At 67.3% G+C, this 15,641-nt stretch carries 15 protein-coding genes; 2 read left to right on the forward strand and 13 right to left on the reverse strand.

Translation table 11 applies throughout. The features are described from left to right. Nucleotides 1–19: 19 nt before the first annotated feature. From ACFQ7F_RS23810 to ACFQ7F_RS23855, 10 genes are all read right to left on the reverse strand, one after another. Nucleotides 20–484 carry a TadE/TadG family type IV pilus assembly protein gene (locus tag ACFQ7F_RS23810; protein ID WP_383273577.1) on the reverse strand — a complete coding sequence of 155 codons (465 nt, stop codon included), beginning with the start codon at nt 482–484 and terminating at the stop codon, nt 20–22. Then, nucleotides 481–978 carry a TadE/TadG family type IV pilus assembly protein gene (locus tag ACFQ7F_RS23815; RefSeq protein WP_383273579.1) on the reverse strand — a complete coding sequence of 166 codons (498 nt, stop codon included), beginning with the start codon at nt 976–978 and terminating at the stop codon, nt 481–483. Before ACFQ7F_RS23815 ends, ACFQ7F_RS23810 begins: the two co-directional genes overlap by 4 nt. After that, a complete protein-coding gene (locus ACFQ7F_RS23820; protein ID WP_383273581.1) occupies nt 978–1,355 on the reverse strand; it encodes a TadE family protein in 378 nt (125 codons plus the stop codon). The genes ACFQ7F_RS23815 and ACFQ7F_RS23820 overlap by 1 nt, the downstream gene beginning before the upstream one ends. Before the next feature lie 103 nt (nt 1,356–1,458). Beyond that, nucleotides 1,459–1,710, reverse strand: coding sequence for a hypothetical protein (locus ACFQ7F_RS23825; RefSeq protein WP_383273583.1), 252 nt, complete (start codon nt 1,708–1,710; stop codon nt 1,459–1,461). A 79-nt stretch (nt 1,711–1,789) separates the two neighbouring features. Beyond that, entirely contained in the window at nt 1,790–2,725 is a 936-nt protein-coding gene (locus ACFQ7F_RS23830) for a type II secretion system F family protein (protein WP_383273585.1), read from the reverse strand. Next, nucleotides 2,722–3,795, reverse strand: a complete 1,074-nt coding sequence (locus tag ACFQ7F_RS23835; RefSeq protein WP_383273587.1) for a type II secretion system F family protein — start codon at nt 3,793–3,795, stop codon at nt 2,722–2,724. The genes ACFQ7F_RS23830 and ACFQ7F_RS23835 overlap by 4 nt, the downstream gene beginning before the upstream one ends. A 7-nt stretch (nt 3,796–3,802) precedes the next feature. Further along, nucleotides 3,803–5,113 carry a CpaF family protein gene (locus ACFQ7F_RS23840; RefSeq protein WP_383273589.1) on the reverse strand — a complete coding sequence of 437 codons (1,311 nt, stop codon included), beginning with the start codon at nt 5,111–5,113 and terminating at the stop codon, nt 3,803–3,805. Next, the gene (locus ACFQ7F_RS23845; protein ID WP_383273591.1) at nt 5,110–5,961 is read right to left on the reverse strand and encodes a hypothetical protein; all 852 of its coding nucleotides are present in this window, start codon (nt 5,959–5,961) and stop codon (nt 5,110–5,112) included. Before ACFQ7F_RS23845 ends, ACFQ7F_RS23840 begins: the two co-directional genes overlap by 4 nt. 17 nt (nt 5,962–5,978) lie before the next feature. Continuing rightward, nucleotides 5,979–6,713, reverse strand: a complete 735-nt coding sequence (locus ACFQ7F_RS23850) for an RcpC/CpaB family pilus assembly protein (protein ID WP_383273593.1) — start codon at nt 6,711–6,713, stop codon at nt 5,979–5,981. A gap of 471 nt (nt 6,714–7,184) precedes the next feature. After that, entirely contained in the window at nt 7,185–7,685 is a 501-nt protein-coding gene (locus ACFQ7F_RS23855) for a hypothetical protein (RefSeq protein WP_383273595.1), read from the reverse strand. 197 nt (nt 7,686–7,882) lie between these two features. Between ACFQ7F_RS23855 and ACFQ7F_RS23860 the strand changes: the two genes are divergently transcribed. Further along, entirely contained in the window at nt 7,883–8,722 is an 840-nt protein-coding gene (locus ACFQ7F_RS23860; RefSeq protein ID WP_383273596.1) for a S1 family peptidase, read from the forward strand. 131 nt (nt 8,723–8,853) lie between these two features. Here ACFQ7F_RS23860 and ACFQ7F_RS23865 read toward each other — a convergent pair whose 3' ends face one another. From ACFQ7F_RS23865 to ACFQ7F_RS23875, 3 genes are all read right to left on the reverse strand, one after another. Further along, nucleotides 8,854–9,522 (reverse strand): DUF6193 family natural product biosynthesis protein, encoded by a 669-nt coding sequence (locus ACFQ7F_RS23865; protein WP_383273598.1) that lies wholly within the window; start codon nt 9,520–9,522, stop codon nt 8,854–8,856. 5 nt (nt 9,523–9,527) lie between these two features. Then, entirely contained in the window at nt 9,528–14,096 is a 4,569-nt protein-coding gene (locus tag ACFQ7F_RS23870) for a DUF6531 domain-containing protein (RefSeq protein WP_383273600.1), read from the reverse strand. 126 nt (nt 14,097–14,222) lie between these two features. Continuing rightward, nucleotides 14,223–14,864: a hypothetical protein gene (locus ACFQ7F_RS23875; protein WP_383273602.1), complete on the reverse strand. Its 642-nt coding sequence runs from the start codon at nt 14,862–14,864 to the stop codon at nt 14,223–14,225. A gap of 86 nt (nt 14,865–14,950) precedes the next feature. Here ACFQ7F_RS23875 and ACFQ7F_RS23880 point away from each other — a divergent pair, with 86 nt between their 5' ends. Continuing rightward, the gene (locus ACFQ7F_RS23880; RefSeq protein ID WP_383273604.1) at nt 14,951–15,619 is read left to right on the forward strand and encodes a hypothetical protein; all 669 of its coding nucleotides are present in this window, start codon (nt 14,951–14,953) and stop codon (nt 15,617–15,619) included. Nucleotides 15,620–15,641 lie beyond the last annotated feature (22 nt).

Genomic DNA, 15,641 nt, shown 5'->3' on the forward strand with positions numbered 1-15,641 from the left:
GAGCGAACAGCGGGGCCGCTCAGCCGACCTCGTTCTCCGCGACCGCGCTTCCGTGCACCGTCACGTCGCCGCCGTAGAACATCCCGGTGAACACCGGGCTGTACGTCATCTGGACCTCGACCTCGACCTGGTCGGCGTTGGCCGTCACGCAGTGCGTCGCCGCGACATCCGCGCCGCGCAGGCCCGTCGAGCGTGCGTACTGCTGTACTCGCGCGCCGCAGTTCTCGTAGTTGATGGGCGCGCCCTTGGCGCCTTCGTATATGCCCTCGCGGTCTATGTCCTGCGCCGCGTATCGCGCTGCTTGTTCCGCGATGTCAGCGGCCCGCTCCCGCTTGGAGATGGACAGGCCGCCGTCGATGACGAAGGCCGAGAGCGAGAGGAAGACGAGCGCGAAGATGATGACGGCACCGGCGCCCGAGCCACGGTCGTCGAGGCGTTCACGGCGGACGGCGGCCCATTCTCGTATGCGAGGGCTGATGCTCACACCGACCTCCGGAGTGGGTCCAGTGAAGAGCTGAAGTTGGCCTTCAGCGTCGTCTCCATGTCGAGGCCGAGGATGGCAAGGCCCCGCACCTGACAGCTCACTTCGACCGTGAAGAACGTACCGGGGACGAAGCCCGTGCTCGTCTGGTTGACGGTGACCGGGCCGACGCACATGCCCTCGAGGTCGGCCTCCGCCGCCGCCCGCGCCTCGGACATCGCCGTGCCCTGGTCCTTCTGGATCGAACCGGCACGCGCGGCGTCACGCGCCGCCCCGTCGACGCCTCCCCGGGCGTCGACAAGCTGGCCGAAGGCCACCAGGATCAGGATGAAGAGGATCATCACGGGGGCGAGGATGACCACCTCGATGGTCGAGAGCCCCCGGTCCCGGTCTCGTTTCCAGTCGTCCCGGCCTGAGCTACGGCCGCCCCACGCGTGCGTCCCGTGGCCCCCCGCGCGCGTCCCGTGGAGGACAGCACGGGCCCATGCGTTCCTCATCAGCCGTTGTCCTCCACAAACCGCTCCACGGGGCCCGCCGACTGCGCACGCACCGTCATGTCGAGGCCGGGAAAGACGGACGGCACCTTCGCGGTGATCTCCACGCCGACCGTGTTCGCCTTCGGCTCGACCGTCTTCACGTCCGGGCCGAGCACCAATTGGGGTCCCAGCTGCTGGATGTAGGCGTCGACCACGTCACGGGCGTCGCCCCGCCATCCGCCCGGGTTCTCGTCGGCCGTCGCACGGGCCTTGCGCGCGCCCGCCTGGGCCGCGGCCTGGGCGACATGGTCCGCGAAGAAGTACAGCGCGAACTGCACCGTCGCGAAGATCATGAAGAAGAGGACCGGAGTGAGCAGAACGAACTCGATCGCGGTCATGCCGGATTCACCGCGGGTGGAGGCTGCCTCCACCCTGCGGCGTACCCATCGCTTCACGCACCCGCGCACTCGTATCCGCCTTCGCTCCCCGGTCTACGGCTGATCAGCAGGTGCCGTCTTGGTCAGCACCCTCGATGCACTTCTTGACGTCTTCCGCGCCGCCCTTCAGCGCACCGTTGATGACGGCGGCGACCACGCCGACGATCGCCACGACGACCGCCGAGATGATGACCCACTCGACCGCGGACGCACCGCGGTCGAGCTCGCCGGAGCGGGCACGCTGCACGCGGCCCTTCAGGAAGGTGACCAGGAAGTCCACAGCCGGGCTGCCGGTGCTGAAGTTCCGTCCGTTCATGGTGAGTTGTCCTCTCAGGAGTGTGGGGGGAGTGTCGGGCCGCCCCCGTCGGCCGGCCCGTCCATCGCCGTAAAGTTCGCTAGACCTGGAACACGCGCATCGCCGCCGGGAAGATGAGGAAGACCAGGAAGCCCGCGCAGAGAAGCAGCTGGGCGACGAGCATCGACTGCGACTTCTCGCCCGCGCTGCCCTCGATCTCCGCCATTTCGCGGTGCCGCATCGTCTCCGCACGGGAGGCGAGCGATTCACGCACCTTGGCGCCGTCGTCGGCCACCAGGCCAAGAGAAGCCGACAGGTCCTTGAGCTCCTCGACACCCAGCTCCTCGCCGAGTGACCCGAGCGCCTGCCACTGGCTGATGCCGGTGATCCGCGCATCGGCCAGGGCACTTCGGATACGTTGCGTCGCCCATCCGTCGGAGATCTCCGCCGCGGCCATCAGGGCCTCGGGGAGACCCCGGCCGCCCGCCAGGCTCATCGACACGAGGTCCAGGTAGGCGCCGATCACGCGGCGCAGGTCGCGCCGCTTGTCCGCGGCGTCCCGTCGCACTTCGAGGTCCGGAAGGAAGAAGAAGATGACGCCGAACGTCAACGCGAGCCACACGGGGATGATCGGGCTGCGACCGACCCCCAGGGTCCAGATGATGACGAACATGAACGGCCCGAAGAAAACCCCCGCGGCCGCCAGCAGCGTCTTGGTCGCCAGGAACTTCTCCCAGCTGCGGTCGAGCACCGCCAGGTCGGCCCGGAGCGAACGCTGTTCCCAGCCCTGCTGGAGGTAGAAGTCGGCGACCCGCACGCCCACACGGTTGCGGGTGGAATCCAGTCGGCCGGAACCCTTCTTGCCGTCCCCGGACGGCGACCGCTGCGACTCGTATGCCGCACCCCGCGCCCGCATCGCGTCGATCCGCGCGACCGTGGCGACCGCACTCCGCTTGGAGGGCATCAGGGCACGGATGAGGGTGTAGATACCCAGGCCCATGATGGCGCCGATCACTATCGGCATCGTCAGGCTCATCGTCGTACCCCCTCAGGATTCGAATAGCCCGGCTGACCAGGCTGCCCCGGACCCTGACCTTGACCGTGCCCGGGCTGCGGCTGGCCGTACGGGCCCGACGGGCCCGTCAGCGGAGCCTGCTCGCCCGAACCGGAGCCCGCAGGGCCCGACCCCGGCCCCCGCGGACGCACGAACTGCACGCCCGGCTCGTCCTTGACCAGGAAGCGGTCCGGCGTCTCCACCGTCGAGAGCTTGCGCAGCCACCAGAAGCCGAGTGCGAACAGGCCGCAGACGCAGGCGAGCACGAGCTGCCCGACCGCAGTGCCGTAGGGCGAGACGAAGTCGCGGTTGAAGATGGAGAGGCCGAGGACGAACGCGATCGACACCGCGACCACGATCTGCACCGAACGCCGTGTCGACGCCCGCTGCGCCATCACGCGCTGCCGCATGTCGACCTCTTCGCGGGCCGACTTGGCGAGAGCGCCGAGCACCTGGCGCAGACCTGGACCACGCAGCTTCGCGTTCAGGATCAGGGCGGCCACGATGATGTCGGCCGACGCGTCGTCGATCTCGTCGGCAAGGACCTGGAGTGCGTCGGGAAGCGGCGTACGCGCACGCAGCCGGTCCACCAGGGCGTCCAGGTGCGGGCGGAGCACCGGCGCCGCGGCCCGTGCCGAAGCGGGGATCGCCTGCTCAAGGCCGACCGCGCCCGCGATGGTGTCGCGCAGGGACTCCGTCCAGGCGGCGAGGGCCTCGACGCGCTTCATCTGCGCGCGCTCCTCCTTCGCACCGCCGAACAGCTTGTCCCAGAAGAAGACGAGGATGCCGGACGCGACGCCCGCCACCGCCCATCGCGTCAGGAGAAGCACCACAAGGCCTACGCCGATGGCCAGCGAGCCTCGCTGGCCCGCGAAACGGATGAGTTCGCTCATCCGCTGGCTGGCCCGCTGCTTCTCGTGCTCGGGCTTCACCGGCAGACCGCGCAGCGCGATCGCGAGGACCGCGAGGCCACCGCCGACCGCGAGGCCGCAGCCAAGTGCGTACAGGACAGGCAGCGAGAAGAGGCCGCCCATCGAGCCGAGTGAGTTCATGTCGTGCTCACCCCCATTGCCCGGCGGGGCGGTAGCCGAACACGGCCAGGTCGTCCATGCAGGCGATCGGCGCGTGCGCGACGATCTGCCCGTTCGAGGCCTCCGCGAAGACCTCACTGGACAGGACGCGCCCGTCGACGCCGTTGACCTCGCGGACCGAGGTCACCATGCGCTGGAGCTTGCCGCCGGTCTGGTAGTTGTTGCGCCGCTGGATGAAGACGACGAAGTTGACGGCTCCGGCCACCAGCATCTGGCTCGCCTCGATGGGCAGCCGCTCGGTGGCCTGGAGGGCATACGTCGAGATGCGGTTGAAGACCTCACTCGAGCTGTTGGCGTGGATCGTGGAGAGCGAGCCGTCGTTGCCCTGCGACATCGCGTTCAGCATGGTCACGATCTCGTCGCCGAGCACCTCACCGACGATGACCCTCGACGGGTTCATACGGAGCGAACGGCGTACGAGCTCCGCCATCGAAATGGTGCCCTGGCCCTCGGAGTTGGGCAGGCGCTCCTCGAAGGCGACGACGTTCGGGTGCAGATCGGCGTACTGGTCGAGGCCGAGCTCCAGGGCTCGCTCGACGGTGACAAGACGCTCGTGCGGCGGGATCTCGTTCGCGAGCGCCCTCAGCAGCGTGGTCTTTCCCGCGTTCGTCGCGCCCGCGATCATGATGTTCTTGCGGGCCCGCACCGCGCACGCCATGAAGTGCGCGACCTCGGGTGTCACCGTGCCGTTGCCCACCAGGTCCGACATGAAGACCTTGCCCATGCGGGCACGTCGGATGGAGAGCGCGGGACGCCGCGTGACGTCCATGACGGCCGACAGACGCGAGCCGTCGGGGAGCCGGAGGTCGAGCTGCGGGTTGGCGGAGTCGAAGGGGCGCGAGGAGAGACCGGAGTAGGCACCGAGGATCTGGATGAGCTCGACGAGCTCTTCGTCCGTCTCGGCGACCGGGTCACCTTTGGCCTCGCGCCCGTCGGCGTATCCGACGAAGACCTGGTCGTACCCGTTGATGTCGATGTTCTCGACCTCGGGGTCGTCGAGCAGCGGCTGGAGCCGTCCGACGCCGAAGAGCGCGGCGTGCACGGCAGCCGCGTACTTCTCCTCGGTGTCCGCGTCCAGCGGGGTGCGCCCGGCGTTGATCTCTATCCGGGCGTACTCCTCCAGTATCTGGGCGATGACGGCGCGGGCGTACTGCCGCTCGTCCTCGCCCGACATGGGGGTGACGCCGGAGACCTGGTCCAGGCGGCGCTGCTCGGCGATGCGGTCACCGGCGTCCTGCCGGAACCGCTTGACGAGCTGGTGATCGACGGGAACGCTCATCGGCCTGCCCCGTGCGCGCCCGCTCCGTGCGTGCCCGCGTTCGGGTTGGCCCAGGCGGCGCCGTACTGCTGGTACAGGTCGACGGTCACCTTGCGGGCCGAGCGGATGAGCATCGACTTGTCGAGACGGCCGCGCTTACGGCCCGCCAACTGCTCGGCACCGGCCGGGTCCTCGGCGAGCGTGCCGACGACGCGGGCGCCGGTCTGCGCCGCCACCAGCATGTCGTTGACCTGGTGGACGAGCTTGGCGGACGTCGAGGGGTCGGCGATCAGGAGTACGCCGATGAGCGGGGTCGCGAGCGACGCCGCCCCACGCGATCCGCCGTGCAGCTTGGTGGCGAGGGCGGCGGCACGGTCGCGTACGCGCGCGATGGCCTCGGGCTCGGTCCGCGAGACGAGCAGCACGAGGGCCGCCTGCGGGAAGAGCTCGACGGCAGGGGTGTCCCCACTGATGCGACCACAATCAGCAATGACGTCCGCGGGCGCGTGCGGGGAGTCGGCGAGCTGCGAGAAGGCCCGACCGAGGGTCGGCCAGAGCCCCGCGAGCCCGGCGGCCTGTTCGGCCACACCAAGGCCCACGAGGACTTCGAGCCCACCGGCCAACGGCTGTGTGTGGTCCCAGAGTTGATCGGGCACGAGGCCTCGACGTGCGGTGGCCGCGATGCTGAGCATCCCGGTGTTGGGGTTGAGCGGTCCGCCGTGCGCGGCGGCACTGCGGTAGACCAGGTCGCCGCCTGCGGGGTCGGTCTCCGCGACCAGCACGCGCCGCGGCCAGACGGCTGCGAGCGCGACGGCGGCGGTGGTGACTCCGGGAGACCCCTTGTCAGCAGCGAGAGCAATGAGCGCCATGTCTCTTCTACTCGCCTCTAGTTGCTGTTGGGAGACACTTGGACGAGAGCGACGGCGCCGGCGGACGCTGCCCTGGCGACGGCGGCCGCGTCGGCGGTGTCCACCTGGAGCGTGACGCCGAGGGCGCCGGTGCTCACGGTGGAGTCGCTCTTGTCGGCGATGGAGCTGACGCGGGCGGCCGCGACGATGGGCGAGTCACCCGCGCTCGATCCGGCGGAGCCGCCGGTCTCCTTGTCGCTGGATCCGGAGGATGCGGAGTCACCGACCTGGTAGACGTCCACGGTGTCGCCGGCCTTCAGGCCGCTCGCGGGGTACTGCCCCTCCTTGAGGGAGACACCGACGGCGGACTTGCCGGCGGGCAGCCCGCCCTTGCCGGAGAACATCTCGCCGACGGCGATGGCACCCTTGGGGATGGTGCTGGTGGCCTTCAGCTTCCTCAGCTGCCCGACCTGCGACCACTTCACGTAGTTGATGCTCGCGTCGTCGGCGACCATGACGGAGGTGATGTTGTCGTCACTCACCGCCTCGCCCGCCGAGATCTCCGCCGTCACCTTCACGACCTCCACACGCTCTCCCGCGCGCAGCACGAGGACGGTGGCGCCGAGGGCACCGACAAGGATGAGCAGAACGGCCAGGGCGGCGAGTGCCGGTTTGCGCTCGCGAGGCGGCGCGGGAAGGCGCTCACCGACCGCTGGCTGAACCGGCGCGGCGGAACGGCTGTTGCCCGCCCCCGTACGCTCTTGGATCTTCACGCAACTGCTCCCCGCACGCCCAAGAAGATTCGGTCATTTTCAGACACTCGCGACTCTCTTCGCCCGCCTCGGGCGGGCTATTCAGCCCCAGGCACAGTGTCAAGTCATCGCACCGTATCAGCAGCACATAAGCCCCTCAAGGCGCGTTAAGGCTGCCGCAGCCCGCACTCCTCATCGTTATCCACGCGCAATCCGTACTCCATGGTTCCCACGCATTTCCGCAGAACGGGAGGAGATATGGATGTGCGCATGCGAATATTCAGCGTTTGCGCAACGGGCTCCGCCGGGTGCGGTGATGAGGAACACCCACTGATCGTTGGCCGATGAACGGCTGATCCATCAGCCGCACGGATGACGCGGGGAGGGGCGGGAGTGGTTCCCGGTTGGGCGGACTTCGGCCATATACGTCGGCTCCACTGGACGTCAGTTCCGCTGGACGTCAGTTCCGCTGGACGTCAGTTCCGCTGGACGTCAGTTCCGCTGCAGCTCGTCTTCGACGTAGGTGAGGAATCCCTGCACCCCCGCGGCCAGGACTTCGACGGCTGACGCACAGTGGTAGGTCTGGCCGTCAACTCGGCCTGGCGGCAGGCGATACACGGTTGCCCCGTCGCTCCGGCTGTCGCTCCGGCTGAGGGCGAAGAGCGCCCCGCCCCCGTCGGACCCGAAGACAACGACGGAGTCCTCGACACCCCCCGCGCCCCCCGTGACCCGCGTGACCCGCGTGGGCAACTCCCCGCGAAGCCCCGCCACGGTCTGCTGCTCGGAGTGCACGAAGAGCCCGACGCCAACGTCCGGCAGGCTGAGTCGGTGCAGGTGGCGATAGAGAAGCGCGAGGTCGCAGGAGACCGAAGCGATGTCGTCGCATTCAGCGGCGGAGCCCCCTTCCCTCACCTCTTGCAGGCAGTTGGAGTCGGGCGGATACCCGAACCGCGACTCGAACTCCCCGAGATAGACGTCCAGCCGCTCCCGCACACGGGAAACCCAGCGGTCGATCCATGCCCCGCTCAGTGGCGTCTCTCTCTCGACATCCCACCGCATCCGATGAACCCCCACCCGCGCTCTCCCGTCTCACCATCCGATCAATCCCTGCCCTGCTCAATTCAGTACGGAAGAGAAATTCAACCCCCATGAGACTTTCCTTTCCCTCGCCGGCGTCATCACGCACAACCATGGCGGCAGCCGGAGTAGCAACGGCGGCACTCGCCATGCTGGCCGCAAGCACCCCGGCCGCGCACGCGATCATCGGCGGCACCGAAGTATCCAACGACGCCTACCCGTTCATGGCGGCCGTGATGGACAAGGGCTCAGGCAGCCCGCTTGCCCGGCAGTTCTGCGGCGGCAGCCTCGTCACCGGGGACACCGTGATGACGGCGGCACACTGCCTGGTGGACGACGCGGGCAAGCCCTTGAAGCCGAGGAAACTCCAGGTGGCGGTCGGCCGCACGGTCCTCTCCGCCTCGGGCCAGGGCCGGATACGCAACGTGGCCAAGGGCGGAGTGGTCGTACACCCCCGCTACCTCAAGGGCCAAGAGGCGTACGACGTGGCGTTCATCCAACTCAGCAAGCCGGTAAAGGGCATCTCCCCGATCGCCCTTCCCACTCAGGGCACGGACGCCCTGATCCGCCCCGGCCAGAAGGCCACGGTCGCGGGCTGGGGAAACACGGACACGGAGCTCCCGAACACCCCGGACCGCCTGCGCCAGGTAAAGGTCCCGATCCTCTCGCACGCGGAATGCGGGACGAGTTACGGGGAGTACAACGCAAAGATCAACTTCTGTGCGGGGGTTGAGACGAAGGACTCCTGCCAGGGCGACAGCGGCGGCCCCATCTTCCGCAACGTCCCCGGCCGCAGGGCACCCATCCAGATAGGCGTCGTCTCGTACGGGGATGGCTGCGGGGCACAGGGAGCTCCCGGCGTGTATACGTCGCTGAGCTCGTCGAAGCTGTGGAAGACGCTGGATGAGTCGGCGGCGGGGAAGAAGGTGAAGCGGGGGTTGAACCGCCGCTGATCCGGCTGCCTGACGGGTCATGCAGGCGGGAGAACCGAGGGCCTGGATCCTTAGACCAGGACGAGGCTCTCCCGCCGGGCCCTGGCACGCACCTACTTCGAGGCCGCTTCAAGGCGGCTTCGAGACCGCTCCTACAGACCGTCCAGGAGAGAGACCGCCGCCTCCACGACCTGGCCCATGTGCTCCACGTGTGTCTGCCCGTCCGAGGTGGTGGACTCGACGCGGTAGCCACCGCCGCTCAGTGGCGAGATCTTGATCTCCGAGGCCTGTCGGCTTGTGTGGTCCGCGGAGAGGCGAAGCATCCCCATGCTGTAGAAGGGGAACAGAGCGCGCAGCCGCTCATCGGCGTACACCTCTTGCGTCAACGACCGATAATCCGCGAACGCGTCATCGTGCAGCAGCGTGCCCCATTGGATCGCGACAGGGTCACCATCCTCGTAAGCCTGCGCTAGTTCACTGTATTCCATGAACGGAAAACGGGAATTCAATTCTCTCAGCGTCGCGCCGGTCCGCCATGAGTTCGCCACTCCTACTACCGCAAGCAAGTCGTCGGTGACGCCCTCCGCCCACGAATGCTGAACTTCCGCGATACTGATGTAAAAGCGGCGCTCCTCCGCCCCGAGGTAAATCATGATGGTCCCTCTGTCGGACATCAGCTTCGCACTGTTCGGGTCCTCGGAGGAAGCCGAGGTAGCTCCGTCAATTACGCCCAGGTCGACGCCGTTCTGCTGGGACGTACGCGTCAGCGCCCCTTGAAGGCCGCCGAGTTCGACCAGGTCCGGGTAGAGATCTTCAGTCATGCTGCTCAGTCTAGGTCCTCGATAAAGGGCCGCACCCTTCCCATGTTCGCCCAGTCGGGCTCCGGCACATCGTCGAGCAATTTCCCTTCCTTGTCGTAGAACTTGACCGAATCCCAGGTGCGCTTCCCGTGCTTGACCGACCTGGCGATCATCCCCATCTCTTCTTCTGTCGCATGGAAACTGGGCCCATCGCCCCCGAGCCCCCTCTTGGCCATGCCGACGAAGCCATCGGCAGGAAATTCCTTCATATTCACGTGTAGTTTGACCGAGCCGTCCTTGATCGCGTCAAAGACGGGCCCTCTCCATTCGTCGGGACCGAGATCCATGTAATGCGTCAGACCTCTGTCCTCCGCGAACTTCTTGGTTCCACCGTGCCGGTACCCCAGCGCGACATCGCAGGGCGCGAGCCCGAACGGGTCAGCCCAGATGAGGGGGTTGGCCACATAGGCGACCGGGTTCGGGGCCGGCCCGAGGCCCAGGGGATCAGGGGTGAGGTAGCGGGCCGTCTCGGGGTCGTAGTGCCGGTAGTGGTTGTAGTGGAGGCCGGTCTCCGGGTCGAAATACTGCCCCGGAAAACGAAGCGGTGTGTACGCCCCACTGTTCGCCGGCCACGCAGTGATCCCCCAGAGCGTGGTGCGGCTCCGCCAGGCGATTTCCCCGTGCTCGTCGATGAGTTCCGTGGGGGCACCGACGAGGTCGGTGACGATGGCGAAGAACCGGCTGTCGATCTCCTCCTGAGGAGCGTCCGCAGCCGCGGTGATGCGCTCCGTCTGGGAGACGGGCTGCAGGCCCTGGTGGTCCCAGGTCAGCGTGATGGGATTCGGTAGCCCGGACGTGCTGGTGGTCTGCTCGCAGAGGGTGCTGCCATCCCAGGTGAAGACCGTCTCCTCGGCGATGGTCTCGCCGTCCGGCGCGAGGCGCTGTTTGGCGGATCGACGGCCCAGGGGGTCGTACCTGTAGCGCCACAGGGTGCCGTCCGGGGTGACGACCGACGTGAGGTGGTCCTCGGCGTCCCATGTGTAGCGCCAGGTGTCGGGCTTGCGGGACAGGCGGGTCTTCTGGCGCAGGATGGTGCGACCTTGTGCGTCGTATTCGTAGCGGACGCCTCCTGCGTGCCTGATGCGGGTGCCGCTGTACGCACGGGTCCCGGTCGCTTCTTGTCCAGGGTGCTGGTCCGGCCAGCTGGCCTCGGACAGATTTCCCGCTTCGTCGTAGGCGTACTGCTCGCTCCACTGTTCGCCGTGGACGGATTCGCCGTGGACAGAGGTGACTCTGCCCGCCGCGTCCAGGTCGAAGTTCCGGGCCCCGGAAAGCTGGTCGTCGACACCGGCCAGGAGCCGGTCCGCCCGATACATGTAGGAACGGGCCTGCACCGATCGGCCGTCCGCCGTGACCACCGACTGGGTGGTGAGACGCCCCAGGTCATCGAAGGTGTGCGCCAGGGATACGTGCTCGCCGATCTGGCGGAAGAGCTCCTGCCCCCTCTGATCACGTGTGAAGTCGATGGTCCGACCTGAAGCATTGAGCTGGGTGGGGCGCCCCGAGGGGTCGTACGTCCAAGCGCTCAGCGCACCGGAGGGAGTGGTGCGTGTGGTGCGGCGGCCCACGGCGTCGTACTGGTGGAACATGGAGCGACCGTCGACCGTCTCGGATCCGACCAGCCCGAAGGAGTCGCGTTGCAGGTCGAGTTCGGAGTCCGGGCCTACCGCACGCGTGAGGTGTCCGAGAAGGTCGTACGTGAAGGTGGTGACCTTGCCGGCGGCATCCTTGCGGACGGTCTGCCCCAGCACGTCACGCTCGAATGTGACGGTCTCACCAGCGCCGTTCGTGCGCGATATCAGGCGACCGGCCGAATCATGGGCGTACGTCAGTGTCCGGCCGTCGAAGTCGGTCTCGGACTCGCGCCTGCCGGCAGCGTCGTACCGGTAAGTCCAGGTCAGACCATCGGTGTTGGCGACCTGTGTGAGTCGCAACGACGGATCGTAGGTGAACTGATTCCGGGCGCCGTCCGGTGTCGTGCGGGCCGCGAGCAGGTCGAAGTGGGTGTACTCGAAACGTGTGGTCTGCCCCAGCTGGTCCGTGTGGCTGGTCCGGTTGCCTTCGCCGTCGTAGGTCCACGTCTCGGTTGCGCCATCGGGGGTTGTACGGCGGGATAGCTGCCCCTCAATCGTCCACTCGAGCCTGGTGGTACCTCCCCCCGCGTCCGTGACCTCGACAGGGTGCCCGAAGGCACTGCGCTCCCACGCGGTGGTCGCCCCCAACGGATCGGAGGCTTCGACGGGCATGCCCGCAGCGTCGCAGCGCACCGCGGTGGTGTGCCCCAGCGCGTCGGTCAAGGAGGCGAGATGCCCCCGCGCGTTGAAGGCGCTGCGGGTGATGTGCCCGGAAGGATCGGTGACGGACGTGCAGTTGCCATGCTCGTTGTACGTCTGCCGCCATGCGGAACCGTCTGGCAGTTCGAGCGCTGTGGGCAGGTGAAGGTCGTTGTATGTGTAGCGACTGACAGCGCCGTCCGGACGAGTCATCTCGACGAGCTGGCCGAAGGCGTTGTTCGCATAGTGGGTGGCGTGACCCAGAGCGTCCGTCCAGGACGTGACGTGGTGGTGTTCGTCGTACCCGGTGACCGCTGTGTGGCCCAACGGGCTCGTCTCCGCCACGACTTGGCAGTTGTCATTGACGACGAAGCGCGTGGTGGCACCCTCGGCCGTGGTGTGCGTGGTGACCCGGCAGTCCGGCCACGCCGGGTCCGTGACGTCATAGGCGAATGAGCCGGTGACGTAGCCGTCGTCACCGCGCTGGCTGACGCAGCGATCCTCCTCGTCATAGGTATAGGTGTAGGAGCGGCGGTTGGTGTCCTGCCAGGCGGTGATGCGCAGATGCTCGTCGTACGTGAACTGCAGCGGTAGCCCGGAGGAGTTGACGACCGAGGTGAGGCTTCCGTCGGTGTAGCCGTACTGCTTGATCTCGACGTCCGAACCGTCCGCGGCTGCGTTCGCCAGGCTCAGCGACCGCACACGCTCGTCCCGCACGGTCAGCCGGAGGTGATAGCCGGAGGAATGCCTGATCGAGAGCGGAGCTCCATCAGCGTCGTACTCGAAGTGGATCGTGTTGCGATTGCGGTCCGAGATGTGATCCACGACAGCCATGCCATCGTCGGGCGGGGCGAAATGACGGCTGCGTCCGGCGACGGGATCATCGATCCGGTACCCACCATTGTCCAGTCGGGACAGAGGCCAACGTGGCCCGGTCTCGGGCAGTACCGGGGTCTCTGGTGCCTCGGGATGCGGATAGGCGAGCAGCATGCCGTCTTCGGTGACGAAGACAATGCCCTCGTCATCAACCTCGATACGCTGATCGATGGTCGACGTCCAGCTCGGGCCGAACCAGTGTCCGGTGCGGTAGTCGGAGGCAGCTCTGCGCGTGAAGGAAAGGGTGAGAGTTCCAGGCAACGTGACGTCGGTCTGGGCGAGGAACATCTGCCCTGTTGCCACGTCAACGGGGTCTCCGCAACCCTTGATCTTGCTCTTGAGGCGGTTGAAGCCCCCCTTCGCGCCCTTAGCGAGGACACCGCGGGCGGACTTCAGCCCCTTCAACCCGGCCTTGAGGCCCTTCATGCCCTTGGCGAGGCCGCGGAGGCTGGTGAGGCCCTTCATGCCGGGGATGCAGTCCAGGGCGGCGAAGGCGACGTCGAGGAGGCCTGCTTCCCCGTTGGCGTATTTGTTGAGGGTGTCGGCCAGGACGACCAGGGCGGCGATCAGGACGATTGCGCCCAGGATCGGACCACCGATGATCATTGCGATGATGCCCAGGACGGCGACGACGACCTTGCAGACGGCGACGATGGTGTCCCAGTTGTCGGTGACCCAGTCGCCGACCTCCTCCCACCACTTACGGTTCTGGATGCCCGCGTCGGAGGCATCTTCCAGCTTCTTCTTGGCGGTGCCCGCGGCGTCCTCGCGCATCTTGCGGGCGTCCTCGGCCATCTTCTTCGCCGCGTCGAGGTTGCTCTTCGCGGCGGACACGTCGGACTTCGCGGTGGTCTGGGCTTTCTCGGCGGAGGTGGCGTTGCGGGTGGCGGCCTTGACCTTGTCCGGGTCCGGCTTGGGCACGTCCTTGCTCTTGGATCCGCCGTCGTCGTCTTTGTACTTGTCGGCTTCCTTGCCTGCCTTGTCCACCCAGGAGTCCGCTGAGGTGAGGCGGGTCTGGGCGCTGCTCAAGTCGCCCTGCGCCTCGCGGCCCTTGACCAAGGCCTTGTCCGCCAGGGCCTGGGCGCGCTCCAGCTCCGGCCAGTACGTGGACAGCGCGTCGCCGGCCATCTCGTAGCTCTTCTTGAGCTTCTTCAGCTTGCCCGGCGCGTCCTCGAACTCCGCCGTGAACGACTCCGCCGTCTTGCCTGCCCAGGTGAGGATCGCGTCCTCGCCCGCCATCCCCTTGATGTCGCGGAGGACCTTCGAGACGTCGTCGGCGAAGTCGTGCAGGTTCTTGGCCAGGTTGCGGACCCGGTCCGGATCACCAGGCGTTGGGTCCTTGTCCAAGTCAAGGACATGCCAATCCGCCGGACGATTCCCCGCCATACCGCAACCCCCGCCGCTTCCGCCCCACAAGTACCCGTACGCACATGCGAAGTTACTAGCTGCGTGCGGAGTACGGGAAGGCGGCAGGGCGGTATGGCGCCCAAGGCGTCAGTACCTCGGCACCGTCTACTCCGCGAAGCGGAACGTCGAGGTCACCGCGTCGAAGATGTCGAAGAACGACTCCGCCAGGTCCAGTACCTGACTGCTTCCCGCCACCAGTGCGACCTTGCCCTCCTGGCCCGGCACCGGAATGAACGTCTGCATCAGTACGACGCGCATCGTGCGGTCGTCGCCGGGGACCGAGACGTCCTCGATGCCGAACGTGCGGGCCGCCATCCCCACGCCCGGGATGTCGACCGTCGTCACCTTGCGGTACGTGTCGCCCTCGCGCTTGGCCTCCCGTACGCCGAGCTGGGCCACGATCGCAGCCGGGTCGGTCGGCATCACGTCGCCGTTCGATGTGCGCGCGCCGACCAGGGAAACCGTGACCGAGCCGGTTATCGGCACATCGCCGCCGAAGCTCTCCGCCATGCAGCCGCAGTACAGGGCGCCGGACTGCCACGCTTCCTTGGACGCCTTGCGCAGGAAGCCCTCGAAGGTGTTCCGGTGCGGCTCGAGCTCGGGGCGTTCGCGTACGCGGTCGTTGATCATCTGCCGGATGCTGGCGTCGCGCGACTCCGGGCGGACGTCGAACTCCCACCAGGTCTCCGGCACCTTGATGCTGAATCCGCCGCGCGCGATCGTCTGCGCTTCCGTGTAGCGGGCCATGATCGTCCCCGTCCCCTTCGTTGGCTCTGGCTTGCCAGCCTACGATCAGATCACTTGATGCCCCTCGCCCCCACCGGGAGTCACTCGTGAACCGCAGCCGTGCCCTGCCCCTCGCCGCCGTCTCGCTGACGGCGGCCGCTGCTCTGATCCTGACCGGGTGCGGGGGTGACGACGACGGCGGTTCCGGAGACAAGAGCAAGGCCGCGAAGAAGCAGGAAGCTCCTGGAGAGCAGGCGAACGAGGCTGCGCCCGAGATCGACCGGCCCGTCATGAAGTTCCCGAAGGACATGAAACTTCTCTTCGAGAAGACCAAGCTCTCCGATCCCGACCAGGCCGCGGCGCTGAACGACGCCGAGAATTACGCGCGGTCCACTGTGCACGGAATCATCAAGCAGGACCCTGAAGACGCTGCGTACAAGTTTTACTCGGAGCCGAAGAGTCCGGCGGCGAAGTACGCGAAGTACCAGATCGACAAGCACGCCTCCGGCGATCTGAGCCTCAGCGGTGAGCGGCGGCACAGCGATGCCAAGGTTCAGCCCGGCAAGGGCAAGAAGGGCGGCCTTGTCGTCACCTTCTGCTCCGACGACAGCAAGATCAAGGGCAAGGATCTCCAGAGCGGGAAGACCTTCTCCTTCGAGCCGGGCCTCCAGAACTACTGGCTCTGGACGGTCGACATGGTTCCCTCGAAGAGCACCGAAGGGCTGTGGGTCGCGCACGACGTCGCGGTCAAGGACAAGGCCAAGGAGTGCCAGTAGGCGCCCGGTCGCACTTCACGTT

The organism is Streptomyces sp. NPDC056486 (assembly GCF_042795295.1).
In the GTDB taxonomy this organism is placed as follows: domain Bacteria; phylum Actinomycetota; class Actinomycetes; order Streptomycetales; family Streptomycetaceae; genus Streptomyces.

What these genes read in the sequence shown, in the direction of transcription:
- ACFQ7F_RS23870 (WP_383273600.1), bottom strand. Translation starts at nt 14,096, where the DNA reads ATGGCGGGGAATCGTCCGGCGGATTGGCATGTCCTTGACTTGGACAAG.
- ACFQ7F_RS23825 (WP_383273583.1), bottom strand. Translation starts at nt 1,710, where the DNA reads ATGAACGGACGGAACTTCAGCACCGGCAGCCCGGCTGTGGACTTCCTG.
- ACFQ7F_RS23845 (WP_383273591.1), bottom strand. Translation starts at nt 5,961, where the DNA reads ATGGCGCTCATTGCTCTCGCTGCTGACAAGGGGTCTCCCGGAGTCACC.
- ACFQ7F_RS23875 (WP_383273602.1), bottom strand. Translation starts at nt 14,864, where the DNA reads ATGGCCCGCTACACGGAAGCGCAGACGATCGCGCGCGGCGGATTCAGC.
- ACFQ7F_RS23860 (WP_383273596.1), top strand. Translation starts at nt 7,883, where the DNA reads ATGGCGGCAGCCGGAGTAGCAACGGCGGCACTCGCCATGCTGGCCGCA.
- ACFQ7F_RS23820 (WP_383273581.1), bottom strand. Translation starts at nt 1,355, where the DNA reads ATGACCGCGATCGAGTTCGTTCTGCTCACTCCGGTCCTCTTCTTCATG.
- ACFQ7F_RS23830 (WP_383273585.1), bottom strand. Translation starts at nt 2,725, where the DNA reads ATGAGCCTGACGATGCCGATAGTGATCGGCGCCATCATGGGCCTGGGT.
- ACFQ7F_RS23840 (WP_383273589.1), bottom strand. Translation starts at nt 5,113, where the DNA reads ATGAGCGTTCCCGTCGATCACCAGCTCGTCAAGCGGTTCCGGCAGGAC.
- ACFQ7F_RS23835 (WP_383273587.1), bottom strand. Translation starts at nt 3,795, where the DNA reads ATGAACTCACTCGGCTCGATGGGCGGCCTCTTCTCGCTGCCTGTCCTG.
- ACFQ7F_RS23865 (WP_383273598.1), bottom strand. Translation starts at nt 9,522, where the DNA reads ATGACTGAAGATCTCTACCCGGACCTGGTCGAACTCGGCGGCCTTCAA.
- ACFQ7F_RS23815 (WP_383273579.1), bottom strand. Translation starts at nt 978, where the DNA reads ATGAGGAACGCATGGGCCCGTGCTGTCCTCCACGGGACGCGCGCGGGG.